The following is a 15559-nucleotide window of genomic DNA, read 5'->3' as shown; positions in this document are numbered from 1 at the left end:
CCGAACGAGGTCCGGCAAGTGACGCTGAACAAGACGGGTTTCGGAACGTGACGGATTTCGGCGCGCGGCTCTTCAGGACGTCGCCGCACTCAGCGGCAGCTGCAAGCTGACCTCAAGGCCGGAGTCGCGACCGCTCGGCGGCGATGTCAGCGAGAGCGGGCTTCCGATCCGCTCCGCGATGACGGCGACGATGGCGAGGCCCAATCCGCTGCCGTCATTCGTGCTGCCGGCGCGCTCGAACCGCGCGGTCAGGCGCGCGAGCGTCTCCTGCGGAATGACCGGCCCGGCATTCGTCACGGTGAAAACGCCTTTCGCAGTCAGGCGCACCGCAACCGGTTCGTCCTGCGCCCCATGCTTCAGCGCGTTCTCGATCAGGTTCCGGCACAGGATACCGAAAGCGTCGGGATCGAGATCTGAGATGACAGGCGTCTCCGGTAGCTCCAGAGCGATACGCCCGGGATCGAAGCCGCGCGCGAGGTCTTCGACGATCAAGCGGGCAGCGACCCGCAGGTCCGAGCTGCGCTCCAGCCGCAAAGGCCCGCCTTCCGCGCGGGCGAGTTGCAGCAGACGTTCCGAGAGCCGTGTGAGACGTTTGAGCGTCGCCTCGATATCGGCGGCGCGTGTCTTCGCGACCGGGTCGGTGGTTTCCGCGCTCAACCGCTGTGTCTGCGCGATGGCGCCCGCAAGGGGCGTGCGCAATTCATGCGCGGCGTTGGAGGCGAAGCTTCGCTCGGCCTCGATCCCTTCGCGCAACCGCCCCAGAAGATTGTTGAGCGTGGCGGCGACCGGAGAAATCTCGGTCTGCAGATCGTCGGTCGGAATGGGGGTGAGATCGCGGGCGTTGCGCGCCTCGAGACTGGTTCGGAACCGCCGCAGCGGCCCGAGATTGGTCCGCACCGCCAGCACGACCGCCGCGAAGGCGAGCGGGATCACGATCAGCAGCGGCAGACCAAGGCCAAGCTCCACCTCTCGCGCGACCTTCGCACGATGCGCGAGCGGTTCCGCGACGGTGATCCGGATCGTGTCCTGAAGGGCGGCATCGCTATAGAGCCGGTGGGTGGCCGTCTGGCTGAACCCCCGGCCGTCATAGGCGGGGAAGGCGGACGGATCGGCCGCGTGGGACTGCAGAAGAATGTGCCCCTCCGCGTCCCGCACGATATAGGTGAAGAATTCCTCGTGGTTGCGCAGCCTTGCAAGACGCTGTGTCGTGTTGTTGCCGTCGCGGTTCACGATATCCATGACCGCGAGGGGCAGGATCCTCTGCGCCGTTTCCTGAAGCGTGGAGTCGAAGACCTCGCTCATCTCCTTGCGCACGATCAGCGCGGTGACGGTTGCCGCCGCGATCCACATCAGCGCCAGAACGACCCCGAGCGAAAGCCCCAGACGGGCCTGAAGGCTTCGGGGTAATCTCATGCCTTGCCCAGCCTGTAGCCGAGGCCGCGTTCGGTCTCGATCACATGGGCGCCGAGTTTCTTGCGCAGGCGGCTGACATGAACCTCGATCGTGTTGCTCTCGACCTCCGCGTCGAAGGCGTAGAGCTTCTCTTCGAGCTGGGCTTTGGACAGCAATTGGCCGGGGCGCGAGAGGAACGCCTCGAACAGGGCCCATTCGCGCGCGGTCAGTTGCACGGGCTTGCCGTCGCGCAGGATGCTGCGCGCGGCGAGGTCGATCTCGAGCCCGGCATGGCTCACGATTGGGTTCGGATTGCCGCTGTAGCGCCGCGCGACCGACCCGATGCGCGCGGAGAGTTCCGCGAGGTCGAAGGGCTTCACCAGATAGTCGTCGGCGCCCGCGTTCAGCCCCTCGATCCGGTCCGAGACCTGATCGAGCGCGGTCATGATGATCACGGGGGTCACATCGCCCCGGCTGCGCAGCGACTTCAGAAAACCGATGCCGCGGCCATCCGGGAGCATGAGATCGAGCAGGACGAGATCATAGCCGGTGCTGCGGACCGACGCGCCCGCTTCATCGAGGCGCGTGACCCAGTCCACCGAGTGGCCGTCGCTCGCGATCTGGTCGCGCACCGCGGTGCCCAGAATAGTGTCGTCCTCGATCAGCAGGATGCGCATGTTGGTCCCATCTCTTTTCCGTTGCCCAGTCTTTACCTGCCCGGCTGACACCAAGCTGACGTTGCGCGCGATGCGGCTTCAGGTTCCCGTCAGATTGATCGCCCATGAAAGGTGCAGAGTTGGCCGCGAACAGGAGTTTGGCCCATGAAGAAGACAGTGACAATTCTCGCCTTTCTCGCGGTGCTTCCGGCTGGAATGGCTCTGGCCGATGACGACTGTTTCGTGCCGATGGCGGATTGGCAGCCGCGCGATGCCGTGGCCCAACTCGCCGAAGAGAACGGTTGGACGGTGCGCCGCATCAAGATCGATGACGGCTGCTACGAGATCGACGGCACCGACGCGCAGGGCCGCCAACTCGAAGTGACGGTTCATCCGTCGACGCTCCAGATTCTCGAGGTCGAATATGAGGGCGATGAACATGGTCGGTCCCGCGAAGATCGTGAAGGAGACAAACATGACTGACGCAGCATTTCACGACACGACGAATTCCGGCGGTAGCTCCGGAGGCAAGGTGCGGGTCTGGGATCCGCTGGTGCGGATTTTCCACTGGGGCCTCGTCGCGGCTTTCGCCACGGCTTGGTTCACGGCCGACGAATTGCAGCCGGTGCATGAGATCGCAGGCTACACCGTCGCCGGGCTGGTCGCGTTCCGGCTGGTCTGGGGGCTCGTGGGCGGGCGCTATGCCCGGTTCACCCAGTTTCTCAGAGGCCCCGGGCAGACGCTCTCCTATCTCGGCGACATGCTGCGCGGCAAAGAGCGTCGCTATCTCGGCCACAACCCTGCGGGGGCTTTGATGATCGTGGCGCTGCTGATCTCGCTGTCGGGCACCGCCTTTACCGGCTGGCTGATGGCGGAACCCACGCGCGTGGCGATGCTTCCCGCGCTGCCGCAGATCGTGACACCGGCCTTCGCGGACGAGGATGGCGAATACGGTGAATATGGCGAGGGCGGAGAAGGCGAAGGCAACGAGGCGCTGGAAGAACTGCACGAGGTTCTCGCCAATCTGGTCCTGCTGCTCGTGGCACTGCATGTCGCCGGTGTGGTTCTGGCCTCCTTCCGGCATCGCGAAAACCTCGCGCGGTCGATGCTGACCGGCGACAAGCGTGGGCCTGAACCCGGCGATATCGCCTGACCGTTCCCGATCACATCGCCAAGGCCGTTTGTCCCGCGGCCTCACCTGGCCCCGCCCTCACAAGGCGGGGCCTTTTTCCTGACGCGAAGCTGAAGCGGAAACTCTCCGCCCGTCAGGAAGCGCTCAGGTCCGCTGCCCAGATTGTCGCTAGCAGATGAAAAAAGGAGACCCTGCCATGCGAAAGATCCTGACCGCACTTCCCCTCATCGCCCTGCTGCCTGCGGGGATGGCTCTGGCCGACGACGACTACCGAAAGTCTTCGCGCGGCGAAGGAATGTCCCGCGACGCAGTGATGCAGATCGCGCGCGAGAACGGCTGGACTGTCCACGAAATCGAGATGGAAGACGGCCGATACGAGATCGAGGGCCGCGACCGCGACGGGCGGAAAACCGAAGCCAAGCTCGATCCGGCGACGCAGCGCCTCATCACGTCGGACTATGATGACGATGACGAGGACGACGATGATGACGACTACGGCGCATCGGCGCGCAACCCGGCCCCCGCCGGCACGGTCGCCCCGCCGAAAAACGGCCTCTTCGGTGACGGCGCTCCGCCCAAGGTTCAGGTGAACTGAGCCGCCGCCGCTTTCCTCCCCAAAACAAGGATTCCCGAAATGAAGTCTCTACTTGCAACATTGGCGCTGAGCACGGCTCTGACCATTCCCGCGCTTGCATCCGCACAGCCCGTCACGCTCAAGACCACGCTGAACAACTATGGCGGCGACGGCGCTTATCTCGCGCTCTATGTCACCGATCCGTCGGGCGCCTATGCGGGCAGCCTCTGGATGGCGGGCGGCAAGTCCAAATATTACGAGCATCTCAACGACTGGTATCGCGCAACCGGGGGTGATCCCGCGCAGATCAACGGCATCACCGGCGCGAGCGTCGGGGCGGGCCGGACGCTCGAGATCACGCTCGATCTTGCGGATGCGCTTTTTGATGCGGGCTACACGCTGCATATCGACGCCGCGGTCGAGGACATGCGCGACAGCCCCAACGAGGTCGCCGTGCCGCTGACGACCGAGGGCGCAGGCACGCCGGTTCCGGGGCGTCGCTACGTCGCCGATTTCACCTACGACATGTGAGGTGACAGGCCATGATCCGCGCGTTTCATCGCTGGCCGGGGCTGATTGCCCTGGCGCTTGTCACGGTGCTGGCGCTCAGCGGCGCGGTGCTCGCGGTCTTTCCGGTTGCGGAGCGGATCGCGGCACCGCAGGCGGGGGCGGAGCTCAGCGTCGCGACCCTCGCCGAGCGCATCCAGACGATCTATCCGGGGCTCGAACAGATCCGGCGCGCCCCGTCGGGGCGGATCACGGCCTATTGGTTCGAAGCCGGACAGCCCGGCGCGGCGGTGATCGATCCCACCACGGGCCGAGGCGTCGCATCGGCTGATCCGAATGCCTTTCAGCGTTGGCTGACCAACCTTCACCGCTCCCTCTTCCTCGGCGATCCCGGCCGCGTTGCAAGCGCGCTCGGCTCCGTCGCGATGCTGGTGCTCTCGGTCTCCGGCATCCTGCTCGTGGCGCGGCGTGTCGGCGGCTGGCGGAACTGGTTCTCGCGTTTGCGCGGGCCGCTCGCCGGTCGGCTCCACGTCGAGATCGCGCGCGTCGCGGTGGTCGGCCTGCTTCTATCCTCCGCCACCTCCTTGTGGATGACGGCCTCGACCTTCGAGCTGATCCCCGATGGCGGGCCCTCGCTCGGCGTTCCTGCGGAGGTGAGCGGCCAAACAGACGTGCCGCTTGCCGGTCTTGCGATGCTGGGCGACATGCCCGTCTCGGAGCTGCGGAGCCTGAGCTTCCCCTATGACGGTGATGCCACCGATGTTTTCACGCTGAAGACCGATCTCGGCACCGGCTATCTCGATCAGGGCACTGGCGCGGTGCTCGCTTGGGCGGACCTCACCGCATGGCAACGCATCTCGGAAACCATCTACATGCTGCATACGGGGCAGGGGGCGGCGCTGCTTGGCGCGGTGCTCGGCCTCATGGCGCTGGGCGTGCCTGTGATGGGTCTCACCGGCCTGACGATCTGGCTTGCGGGTCGGCGCGGCCGCCCGCGCATCCGGGCCAACCAACCAGCCGCGCGCGCGGCGACGATCCTCCTTGTCGGCAGCGAAAGCGGCAGCACCTGGGGCTTTGCCGCGACCCTGCATGCGGCGCTCCGTGCGGCGGGCCAGAGTGTTCACATCGCGCCGATGTCGTCCTTCGCCCCCGAGCGCTACGCCCGGGCCGATCGGATCATCGTGCTCGCGGCCACTTATGGCGACGGGGCAGAGCCCAGTTCCGCGAAAGGCTTCCTGACCAAACTCGACGCCTGCTCCGATGCGCTGGATATCCCGTTTGCCGTGCTCGGTTTCGGGGACCGGAGTTTCCCTGCCTATTGCGCCTACGCCCAGAAGATTGCCGAGGCCGTGGAGGCGAAAGGGTGGCCGGTTCTTCTGCCCTATGACACGATCGACCGTCAGTCGCCGCAGGCCTTCGCGCGCTGGGGGCAGGCGCTGGGTGCGGCGCTCGGGATCGCGCTCGAACTGCACCACCAACCGACGCCCCCTGCCACGACCGAACTCACGCTCCAGTCGCGGCGCGACTATGGGGCGGACGTGCAGGCTCCGACGTCGATCCTGCGCTTTTCCCTGCCGCGCGCCACGTTCTGGGAGCGGCTGACGGGGGCAGGCTTCACGCGATTTGCCGCAGGAGACCTGATCGGGATACTGCCCGAAGGGTCGCCGACGCCGCGTCTCTATTCGCTCGCGTCGTCACGCCGCGACGGGTTTCTGGAGATCGTGGTCAAGAAACACCCCGGTGGGTTGTGTTCGGGCCAGCTGACGGCGCTCGAACCCGGCGAGAGCGTCCGCGCCTTCGTCCGACGCAACCCCGCCTTCCGGCCGGACCGTTCGCGCGCGCCGCTGATCCTGATCGGCGCGGGCACGGGGATCGGCCCTCTCGTGGGCTTCGTGCGCGAAAACGAGCAACGGCGCCCGATCCACCTCTTCTTCGGGATGCGCGATCCGCAAAGCGATTTCCTCTATGAGCAGGAGTTGGGCGGCTGGAAGAACGAAGGGCGTCTGTCGCGGCTCGTGACCTCGGTCTCGCGCGGCCAGCGACCGCGCTATGTCCAGGATGCGATGCGCGCCGATGCCCCCGAACTTGTCCGGCTGGTGCAGAGCGGCGCGCGGATCATGGTGTGCGGCGGGCGGGACATGGCGGCGGGCGTCGCCGATGCCCTGCATGACATTCTCGCGGCTTCGGGCCTGAGTGCGATCAAACTGAAAACGGAGGGCCGTTATGTCGAAGACATCTTCTGATCTGCTGCGCCACGCTTTGCAAGGCGCGACCATGGGCACCCGCTGGACCGCCCTGTTCTTCGCACCGCCCGAGCGCGATCCAGCGCCGATCCAAGCCGCGCTTCAGGCGGCGGTTGCGGAGGTGGATGCGCAGATGTCCACGTGGAAACCGGACAGCGACCTGATGCGGCTCAACGCGGCTGCGGAAGGCGAATGGGTGAAGGTGCCCGGGCGTTTGGCCGAAGTGCTCCGTCTCGGGCTCGAGATCGGCAAAGCCTCGGGCGGTGCGTTCGATGTCGGGCTCGGAGATGCGGTTGCGGCGTGGGGCTTCGGTCCCGACGATGCGACACCCGAGGCGATCCGCGCCGCGATGAGCGTGCCGCGGGAGCCCGCATATCAATGGCTCGAGCTCGACCATGACCGGGTACGCAAGAGCGGACCCGTGGTGCTGGACCTGAACGGGATCGCGAAAGGCTACGGCGTGGATCGCCTTGCCGAGACGCTGGCCGCGCAGGGGATCGAGGCCGGTCTCGTCGGGATCGACGGCGAAATGCGGGCCATGGGGCTCAGGCCCGATGGCAGCCCGTGGACGATCGCGGTCGAGAGCCCCGATCCGCTGCGCCGCACGCCGCATTCGATCCTCGCGCTCGAGAATGCGTCCGTCGCGACCTCCGGCGATTATCGTCATTGGATCGACCTCGGCGCGCGCAGGCTCTCGCATACGATGGATCGTGTGCGCGGCGCGCCCTTGCTGGCATCGCCTGCCTCCGTGACGGTGGTCGCGCGCAGTTGCGCCGAGGCCGACGGCTGGGCCACCGCGCTTATGGTGCTTGGCCCGGAGAAGGGATTGGAGGTTGCGAGAAAACGCGGGCTCGACGCCCTGTTCCTGATGCGCGAGGACGACGGGTGCGTGAAAAGCTTCGGGACAGGCGATCTGTTTCCCGAGAGCGTCGTGGCGACGGTCTAGGCCACGTCGCTTGGGCGTCGGCGCACTTAGTCTCGAATGATCTCCGCGCCAGCGGCCCCGGCCGGATCGATCTGGCTGGCGGCGTTGAAGAACAGTTCGATCAACTCGTTCCGTTCGTCCTTCAGGGCGAACACGACCTCGTCCACCGTCGACCGGATGTCGCGGATCAAAAGCCTGCGCACCGTATCGGTTCGGTAAGTGCCAAAGCGCCACATGAAGCCGACGCCGATCCCCAAGGCCACCGCCTCGTAGACGGCGTCGCGGGTGTCGGCGATCAGCTGCGGCTCGGGGGACAGGCCGGTCGCACGGAAGGCGCGGTCGACGACCTTCTGGGTCGAGGACCCCTGCGAGCGGAAGATCAGCGGCAGCCGCGCCAGTTCTTCCAGACTGACCTCGTCGCGCAAACCGGCCGGGCTGTCGGCGGAGACGATGCCCACCACCTCCTGCGACAGCACCCGCGCGGTGCGGAATCGGCGATCGTTCGGCAGATCAGGCAGCACCGCGACATCCACCTCGCGCCGCAGCAGGGCCGCGAGGATGTCCTGATGCGAGCCGCTTTCCACCGAGACCGTCAGCGAGGGGTGCTGGCGCAGCAGCTGGTGGACGATCGCGATGCCCGGCATCGAATTGCCCAGACCGACGCGCAGCCTGCGCCTGCCGGTCGGGCCCCGGCGTTCGAGGATGCGCAGCGCGTCATGCTCGGCCTCGCGCATCCGTGCCCCGATATCGCAAAGCTGCTCGCACAGGGGCGTGGCACACAGGGTTCCGTTGAGCTTGTCGAACAGCCGCACGCCGAAGGCGGTCTCGAGATCGCGAATCTGCTGCGCGACTGCGGAATGCGACACCCCCAACCGGCGCGCAGCAGCCGAAAAAGAGCCCTCCTCGGCGACCGCAGTCACCGAGCGCAGGCGCGAGAGCGACAGGGCGCTCGCCAAAGATCCAACCGAAGCTTTCATCATCTGACGGCTTAGCTTGCAGATGTAACATCCACGTCACAGAAACTCGTCAAACCGTGAGCAGTCCGGGGCGACGCCCCATCACCGCATGAACAGACGCGCATCGCGCGAACGGGGCCGAGGCCCCGAACGGAGAGGATTTGCCCATGACCCAGCCTGTCGGATTGTCCGAGTTCCTGTCAGGGCCGCTCCCCGAACGTGCTGCGGTTCTGGCCGATCTCGATGGCTGTCTGATCGCTGGGGACCGCGTGCTGCCCGGCGTGCCCGAACTGATCGAGCGCTGCGGCGAGCGGCTTTGGGTCGTCTCGAACAATTCCACCGACACCGCCGAGCACCTCTCGGCCCGGCTCGGCATGATGGGGCTCGCGGTAGCTGCCGAGCGCATGGTGCTGGCGGGGGAGGAAACGCTCCGCAATCTGCAGCGCCGTCGCCCCGGTGCGCGGGTTGCACTTTTCGCCGCGCCGCCGCTTGTCACGCTGGCGCGCAAGCTGGGGCTGGTGCCCGACCGGGCGCAACCCGAACTGGTGCTTCTGGCGCGCGACACCGGTTTCAGCTTCGCCGACCTTACGGAACTCACCGCGATGGCCGCGCGGGGCCTGCCCGTGCTGCTGAGCAATCCCGACACGTTCCATCCCGGCCCTGACGGCACGCCCCGACCCGAGACCGGCGCGCTTTGGGCCGCGGCACGCGCCGCAGTGCCCGCCGCCACCGCATCGAGCCTCGCCAAGCCCGCCCCCGATCTGGTCCACGCCGCGCTGTCGCGCGCCGGGGTCGCGCCGGGCGCGGCGGTCTTTCTTGGCGACACGCCCGAAACAGATGGCCGCGCGGCCGCCGCCGCCGGGGTCGAGTTCGTTCTGCTCGCCCGGCCGGGTGGGGTGACCCTCGCCCAGGAGATCGTGACATGCTGAGCTACACCCTGCGCACCCTCGTCCGGATGGCGCTGACCTTCTTCGTGATCGTCACGCTTGTGTTCTTCGCCACGCGCCTGTCGGGGAACGCCATAGATTTCCTCGCGGGCGAGGGCATGACCCAAGAGGACCGCGAGATCCTGATCCGCTACTACGAGCTCGACCGGTCACTTTGGGACCAATATTTCGCTTTCCTGCGCGCCTTCCTCGACGGGAATTTCGGCCTGTCCTTCATCGAGCGCCGACCGGTCATCCAGATCGTGGTGGAGCGGTTGTGGCCCTCGGCGCAGCTCCTCTTGTCGGCGATCGGCCTCACGCTCGTCGTGTCTCTCCCGCTGGGCATGATCGCCGCGATCTGGCGCAAGCACTGGCGGGGCAGCGCGGCGATGGTCGTAGCCTTCCTCGGCTATGCGGTGCCCAACTTCATCCTCGCCGTGGTGATGGTCTTGGTCTTCGCCTACTGGCTGAATTGGTTGCCGGTGGTGGGCAATGGAACGCCGCTGCATTTCATCATGCCGACGCTGGCGATGTCGGGAGTTCTGATCGCGGCGCTCACGCGCTTTACCCGCAACGCCATGCTCGACGTGCTGGGGCAGGACTTCATGCGCACCGCCCGCGCCAAGGGCCTGCCCGAGCGCGCGGTGATCCTGCGCCACGGATTGCGCAACGCCTCGATCACGCTGCTGTCGGTGATCGGTCTTCAGATTGCGGGGCTCGCCGCCTCCGGCTCGGTGGTGGTGGAATCGATCTTCGCCTGGCCCGGCATCGGCGACCTGCTCGTCTCCTCGGCGATCCGGCGCGACTACCCGGTGCTCCAGTTCGGAGTCATCACCGTCGCCATCGCCGTCATCCTCATCAACGCCGCCATCGACCTTGCCTACGCATGGGCCGATCCGCGCCTGCGCCATCAACTCAAAGGGTGATCCGATGACCATGGCCCTCAACACTCCCGCGCCTTCGGCTTTGAGCCGCCTTTGGACCGGCACCAACGTGATCCAGAAAGTCGCCTTCGCGGTCGGGCTGGCCCTCTTGCTCATGGCTTTCCTCGGCCCACTGATCGCGCCGCATGATCCCAATGCGCAGAGCCTGCTTTCGCGGCTGCGCCCGCCGATTGGCTTCGACCGGGCGAAGATCGCCTATCCGCTGGGCACGGACGAGCTGGGCCGCGATGTCCTCTCGCGCAGCCTGCACGGATTGCGCCTGACGCTGATGCTGGCGATCCTCGGTGCGCTGTTGGGGCTTCTCGTCGGCGGGCTGCTCGGTCTGCTGGCAGGCGTGGTCGGCGGACGCACCGATGCCGCGATCATGTCGGCGGTCGATACCCAGATCGCGGTGCCCTTCACGCTGATCGCGCTTTTCACGTTGGCGATCTTCGGCAGCTCGCTTCAGGTGATGGTCATCGTCCTCGGCCTCGCCGGCTGGGAGCAATATGCCCGGATCGTGCGCGGCGACGTGCGCCGCCTGATGCATCTGCCCTTCATCGAGGCCGCCCGCGCCGCAGGCGCCAGTCCGCGGCGCATCGCCTTCACCCACCTGCTGCCCAATATCGTCTCGCCGCTGGTGGTCCAGTTCACGCTGTCGCTGTCGAATATCGTGCTCCTTGAAAGCACGCTGTCCTTCCTCGGCCTCGGCGTGCAGCCGCCCACTGCGACGCTTGGTTCGATGGTCGGCATCGGTCGCGACTACATGCCGACCGCCCCCTGGATCGTCATCGTCCCCGCCGCGCTGATCGTGTTGCTGACCTTCGCCGTCCAGGTGGTCGGTGACTGGTTACGCGACAGCGTCGACGTGCGCCTGCGCGCACGCTGACACCCCGCAACAAGAACAGAAGGCCGCAAGCGCCCGTCGTCAAACCCTGCAATGGAGATACCAATGCTCAGACTGCTCGTTTCCACCGCTCTTGCCGCCGGCATCGCTGCCGCTGGCGTCACGGGGGCTCAGGCCCGCGAACTGAAAGTCGGCGCTGCCAACGTCGCCAAATATCTCGATCCCGGCCGCGACCACTCGAATGTCGGCTCGCAGTTCTACTACAACACCTTCGACACGCTGATCGACAAGGATCACGAGAAGATCGGCGGCGAATGGCGCCCCGGTCTGGCGACCGAATGGAACCTCGTTTCGCCCAAGGTCATGGAGTTCAAGCTCCGTCAGGGCGTGACCTTCCAGAACGGCGAAGCGATGACCGCCGATGACGTGGTCTTCTCGCTCAACCGCATGTATCAGGCCACCTTCCCGCCCTACATGGTGCGCTCGAAGGACCGTCTGAACAACTTCGAGAAAGCCGAGAAGGTCGACGATTACACCGTCCGCATCACAGTGAAGCGCGAAGAGCCGCTTTGGGAAACGCTCGTGAACCTGCAGCAGGTCATGATCATCCCCGAAGACTACACCAAGGGCCTGACCGGCGATCCGAACGTGGCCGAGGACAGCGATTACGAAGCCTTCTCGATGGCTCCGGTCGGCACCGGCCCCTATGCGATCAGCGAGTTCAGCCCCGGTGAGCGCGTGGTCTATACCCGCTTCGACAATTTCTGGGGCGACAAGGCGCCGCTGGAAAAGGTCTCGGTGATCCATATCCCGGAAACCGCCTCGCGGATCACCGCTCTCAAGACCGGCGAAGTGGACATGATCACCAATGTCGCGCCCGACCAGTTGTCGCTGATCGAAGCCGACCCGAGCATCAAGGCCGCCGGCAGCGTCACGCCACTGTTCCACGTCATGATCATGAACACCAACCATCCCAAGCTGCGCGATCCGCGCATCCGTCAGGCGCTCAGCCTCGCGATCGACCGCGACGCGCTGAACGAGGCGCTTTGGCTCGGCAAGGCCGTCGTTCCCTCGACCCACACGATGAAGGAATTCGGCGACCTCTACATGCCGGAGCTGAAGACCTTCGAATACAACCCCGAGAAAGCCCGCGAACTGCTGAAGGAAGCTGGCTATGACGGGTTCGAGATCACCTATGACACCGACCCGGTCTATTACACCAACGGCCTTCTGGCCGCGCAGGCCATCGTCGAGATGTGGGCGCAGGTCGGCATCAAGGGCAAGGTGAACGTCGCCGAGAAATGGACCGGCAACAGCAAGGACATGATGACCCGCAACTGGTCGAACCCGATGTATTTCGCGGACCCCTTCGGCTCGTTCGGCGTCATGTGGGCCCCGGATGCGGCCTCGGAATCGGAAGGCCGTTTCACCACCGACGAAGCCTATCGCAAGACCTGGGACAAGTTCCGCTTCTCCAAGGATGTCGCGGATCGTCGCGCCGCCTATGCCGAGCTGATGGATCGCATCAAGCAGGACCCGCCGGTGCTGCCGCTCTATCGCCCCTATGAGAGCTGGGCGATGCGCAAGGATATCGCCTGGGCGCCGAAGCCCGGCCACATCCCCTATGTGCTCGACTTCCGCGCCGGGGCGATCTCCTTCGCCTCCAACTAACGCTCCCCGCCCGTCGCCGCTTGTGCGCGGCGGCGGGCACCTTCCCCCAACTCTTTGGAAAGTTTCAGCATGTCTACCCGTATCGCCATCGTCACTGATATCCACCATGGCAAACCCTCGACCGCGAAGCGCGGCGACATGGCGCTGCCCCTGATGGAAGACTTCGCCCGTTACGTTCGCGACGGCGGCGCCGATCTGGTGCTCGATCTCGGGGACCGGATCTCGGATGAGAACCGCGACACCGACCTGCGTCTGGAAGCCGAGGTGGCCGAGGCGTTCCGCGCCGTCGAGGCCCCGATCCTGCATCTCAACGGCAACCACGATCGCGATCATCTGGAGGTCTCGGATAACGAAGGGATCCTCGGCCAGACGCTCGATCACGGGGTGGTCGACATCGGTGGCTGGCGCATCGTCCTGTGGCGCGCCGATACGCGTATCCGCCGGATGCCCGACTATTCCGGCTTCGTGCTGACCGAGCCCGATGTGGTCTGGCTCTCGCGCACCATGCAGGCGAGCGATCGTCCGACGCTCGTGGTCAGCCATGTGCCGATCTCGGGCCATTCGCAGCTGGGCAACTACTATTTCGAGAACAACCCGGCCAGCTCGACCTATCCGATGGCCGAGCGCGCCCGTGCCGCTCTGTCTCGCGCCAAGGTGCCGGTCGTCTGTCTTGCCGGTCACGTGCATTGGAACACTGTCACCACGGTCGACGGCATCACCCATCTAACCCAGCAATCTCTGACCGAGAGCTTTACCACCGAGGGCGAGCCCGCCGGCGCGATGGGGATGATCGAACTGGGCGACAGTTTCCGCTGGGAGGTCGTGGGCGACGATCCGTTCTCCTTCGAGACCACCCCCCGCCATCGCCGCTGGACGCCCCCGCTGCCGTCCTTCGCCGACCACCCCGAGGCACGCGTTCGCCGCGCTGCCGCAGCCGCGAGTTGATCCATGAGCCGCGCACCGCTTTTGTCAGTCCAGAACCTGAGCCTCGCTTTCGGCTCCCACACCGCGCTGTCGGGGCTCAGCTTCGACATCGCACGCGGCGAGACCGTCGCGCTCGTGGGGGAGTCCGGCTCGGGCAAATCCGCCACCGCGCTGGCGCTGATGCGCCTGATCGAACGCGAGGGCGGGCGCCTGACCGGCGGGCGCATCGATCTGGATGGCGATACGCCGGTCGAGATCACCGTGCTCGAGGAACGCGAGATGCAGCAGGTGCGCGGCAACCGGATCTCGATGATCTTTCAGGAGCCGATGACCGCGCTCAACCCGGTGATGCCGCTTGGCGAACAGGTGGCAGAAGTCTTGCGCCTGCATCAGGGCTTGGACCGCAAGGCGTCGCTGGCGGCGGCCCGTGCCGCCTTCGCGCGGGTCAAGATCCCCGAACCCGAGCGGCGGCTGGTGCAATATCCGCACGAGCTGTCGGGCGGGTTGCGTCAGCGCGTCATGATCGCGATGGCGCTGGCCTGCCAGCCAGACCTGCTGATCGCCGATGAACCGACGACCGCGCTCGATGTGACGACGCAGGCGGAAATCCTCTCGCTGATCAAAGAGTTGCAGGAAGAAAGTGGAATGGCCGTGCTGTTCATCACGCACGACATGGGGGTGGTGGCCGAGATCGCCGACCGCGTCGTCGTGCTGTGTCGCGGCGAACAGGTCGAAACCGGTCCGGTCGGGCAGATCTTCGCGGCACCGCAGGCCGAATATACCCGCAACCTGATGGCGGCAACGCCGATGCTGGGCGCGGGGGCTCCGAAACGACCGCTCAATGCAGATGCGCCGCTCCTCGAAGTCGACCGGCTGTCTGTCCGTTTCCCGGTGCGCCGCGCTGCTCCGGGACGGCCTGCGCTCGATTATCACGCGGTCAACGAGGTCTCGCTGACCCTCGGGCGCGGTGAAACGCTCGGGCTGGTGGGGGAATCCGGCTGTGGCAAATCCACTCTGGCGCGGACCTTGCTCGGTCTCGAGGCAGCCTCCGGCGGGCGGGTTCGGCTGAGCGGGCAGACCCTGACCGGCCTGACGGCGCAAGAGCTGCGCCCGCTGCGCGGAAAGATGCAGATGGTCTTTCAGGACCCCTATGCCAGCCTCAATCCGCGGCTTCCGGTCTACGATCTGATCACCGAGCCTGCCCATATCCGCAACCCGATGACGCGCACCGAACGGCGGGCTATGGCGGGCGAGCTGCTGGAGCGGGTCGGGCTGGAAGCCGCCGCGATGGACCGTTACCCGCACCAGTTCTCCGGCGGGCAGCGTCAGCGGCTTTGCATCTGCCGCGCGCTCTCGGTCAAACCGGCGATCATCGTCGCGGATGAGGCGGTTTCGGCCCTCGACGTATCGGTCGCGCGCCAGATCACCGATCTGATCGCCAAGCTGCAGCGGGAGGAGGGCGTCTCGTTCCTCTTCATCTCCCACGATATCGCGGTCGTCGAACGCGTCAGCCACCGCATCGCCGTGATGTGGGCGGGGCAGGTCGTCGAAACCGGGCCGACCGACACCGTGCTGAAGAACCCGCTGCATCCCTATACCCGACGGCTCCTGTCGGCGGTGCCGCATCCGGACCCGCAGCGCAGACCGCTCCAGCGCGAGCGCGCATCCGACCTGAAAACGCCGAAGCTTCTGCTGCCGCGCGCCACAGACCCCGAGCGCATCGCGCTGCGTGAAGTCGGGGAGGGGCATTTCGTGGCCATCCGCGACACGGTCGAGCTGATGGCCTACCAGTCGATGGCAAGCGCCGCGCCAGAGGCGGTTCGCGAAGCGAAGCGCGAAGATGTCGGTAGCATGGTTTTCTAGCGCTCTCGGAGTCGTCGGCG

15 protein-coding genes are annotated in these 15559 nt (G+C 66.2%); 12 read left to right on the top strand and 3 right to left on the bottom strand.

The features are described 5' to 3' along the window. Positions 1–72 precede the first annotated feature (72 nt). Complete coding sequence (locus tag BMI85_RS04740) at positions 73–1413, bottom strand: ATP-binding protein (protein WP_078599706.1); 1341 nt, start codon at positions 1411–1413, stop codon at positions 73–75. Next, positions 1410–2069: a response regulator transcription factor gene (locus BMI85_RS04735; protein ID WP_078519957.1), complete on the bottom strand. Its 660-nt coding sequence runs from the start codon at positions 2067–2069 to the stop codon at positions 1410–1412. Before BMI85_RS04735 ends, BMI85_RS04740 begins: the two co-directional genes overlap by 4 nt. 144 nt (positions 2070–2213) lie before the next feature. Between BMI85_RS04735 and BMI85_RS04730 the strand changes: the two genes are divergently transcribed. From BMI85_RS04730 to BMI85_RS04705, 6 genes are all read left to right on the top strand, one after another. Next, a complete protein-coding gene (locus tag BMI85_RS04730) occupies positions 2214–2531 on the top strand; it encodes a PepSY domain-containing protein (protein WP_078599689.1) in 318 nt (105 codons plus the stop codon). Beyond that, positions 2524–3201 carry a cytochrome b/b6 domain-containing protein gene (locus tag BMI85_RS04725; protein WP_078539993.1) on the top strand — a complete coding sequence of 226 codons (678 nt, stop codon included), beginning with the start codon at positions 2524–2526 and terminating at the stop codon, positions 3199–3201. Before BMI85_RS04730 ends, BMI85_RS04725 begins: the two co-directional genes overlap by 8 nt. A gap of 175 nt (positions 3202–3376) precedes the next feature. Next, a complete protein-coding gene (locus BMI85_RS04720) occupies positions 3377–3775 on the top strand; it encodes a PepSY domain-containing protein (RefSeq protein WP_078599687.1) in 399 nt (132 codons plus the stop codon). A gap of 39 nt (positions 3776–3814) precedes the next feature. After that, positions 3815–4285 carry a DUF2271 domain-containing protein gene (locus tag BMI85_RS04715; RefSeq protein ID WP_078539991.1) on the top strand — a complete coding sequence of 157 codons (471 nt, stop codon included), beginning with the start codon at positions 3815–3817 and terminating at the stop codon, positions 4283–4285. A gap of 11 nt (positions 4286–4296) precedes the next feature. Beyond that, on the top strand, positions 4297–6504 hold the full coding sequence (locus BMI85_RS04710) for a PepSY domain-containing protein (protein WP_078599684.1): 2208 nt from the start codon (positions 4297–4299) through the stop codon (positions 6502–6504). After that, complete coding sequence (locus tag BMI85_RS04705) at positions 6485–7450, top strand: FAD:protein FMN transferase (protein ID WP_078599682.1); 966 nt, start codon at positions 6485–6487, stop codon at positions 7448–7450. The genes BMI85_RS04710 and BMI85_RS04705 overlap by 20 nt, the downstream gene beginning before the upstream one ends. Positions 7451–7476: 26 nt before the next feature. Here BMI85_RS04705 and BMI85_RS04700 read toward each other — a convergent pair whose 3' ends face one another. Next, positions 7477–8409, bottom strand: coding sequence for a LysR family transcriptional regulator (locus BMI85_RS04700; RefSeq protein WP_246832478.1), 933 nt, complete (start codon positions 8407–8409; stop codon positions 7477–7479). Between the two features lie 143 nt (positions 8410–8552). Between BMI85_RS04700 and BMI85_RS04695 the strand changes: the two genes are divergently transcribed. The 6 genes from BMI85_RS04695 (at position 8553) to BMI85_RS04675 (ending at position 15539) form a co-directional block, all read left to right on the top strand. Further along, positions 8553–9314 carry an HAD family hydrolase gene (locus BMI85_RS04695; protein ID WP_078599680.1) on the top strand — a complete coding sequence of 254 codons (762 nt, stop codon included), beginning with the start codon at positions 8553–8555 and terminating at the stop codon, positions 9312–9314. Next, positions 9308–10237 carry an ABC transporter permease gene (locus BMI85_RS04690; protein ID WP_078599678.1) on the top strand — a complete coding sequence of 310 codons (930 nt, stop codon included), beginning with the start codon at positions 9308–9310 and terminating at the stop codon, positions 10235–10237. The genes BMI85_RS04695 and BMI85_RS04690 overlap by 7 nt, the downstream gene beginning before the upstream one ends. A gap of 4 nt (positions 10238–10241) precedes the next feature. Further along, entirely contained in the window at positions 10242–11123 is an 882-nt protein-coding gene (locus BMI85_RS04685) for an ABC transporter permease (RefSeq protein ID WP_078539986.1), read from the top strand. A gap of 63 nt (positions 11124–11186) precedes the next feature. After that, positions 11187–12752, top strand: coding sequence for an ABC transporter substrate-binding protein (locus BMI85_RS04680; RefSeq protein ID WP_078569694.1), 1566 nt, complete (start codon positions 11187–11189; stop codon positions 12750–12752). A 69-nt stretch (positions 12753–12821) separates the two neighbouring features. Next, positions 12822–13697 carry a metallophosphoesterase gene (locus tag BMI85_RS21030; protein ID WP_083078686.1) on the top strand — a complete coding sequence of 292 codons (876 nt, stop codon included), beginning with the start codon at positions 12822–12824 and terminating at the stop codon, positions 13695–13697. A 3-nt stretch (positions 13698–13700) separates the two neighbouring features. Further along, entirely contained in the window at positions 13701–15539 is a 1839-nt protein-coding gene (locus tag BMI85_RS04675) for an ABC transporter ATP-binding protein (RefSeq protein WP_143594978.1), read from the top strand. Positions 15540–15559: the final 20 nt, after the last annotated feature.

This window comes from Thioclava sp. DLFJ4-1 (assembly GCF_002020145.1).
GTDB lineage: Bacteria > Pseudomonadota > Alphaproteobacteria > Rhodobacterales > Rhodobacteraceae > Thioclava > Thioclava sediminum.
This window is presented reverse-complemented; position numbering and strand designations above follow the sequence as displayed.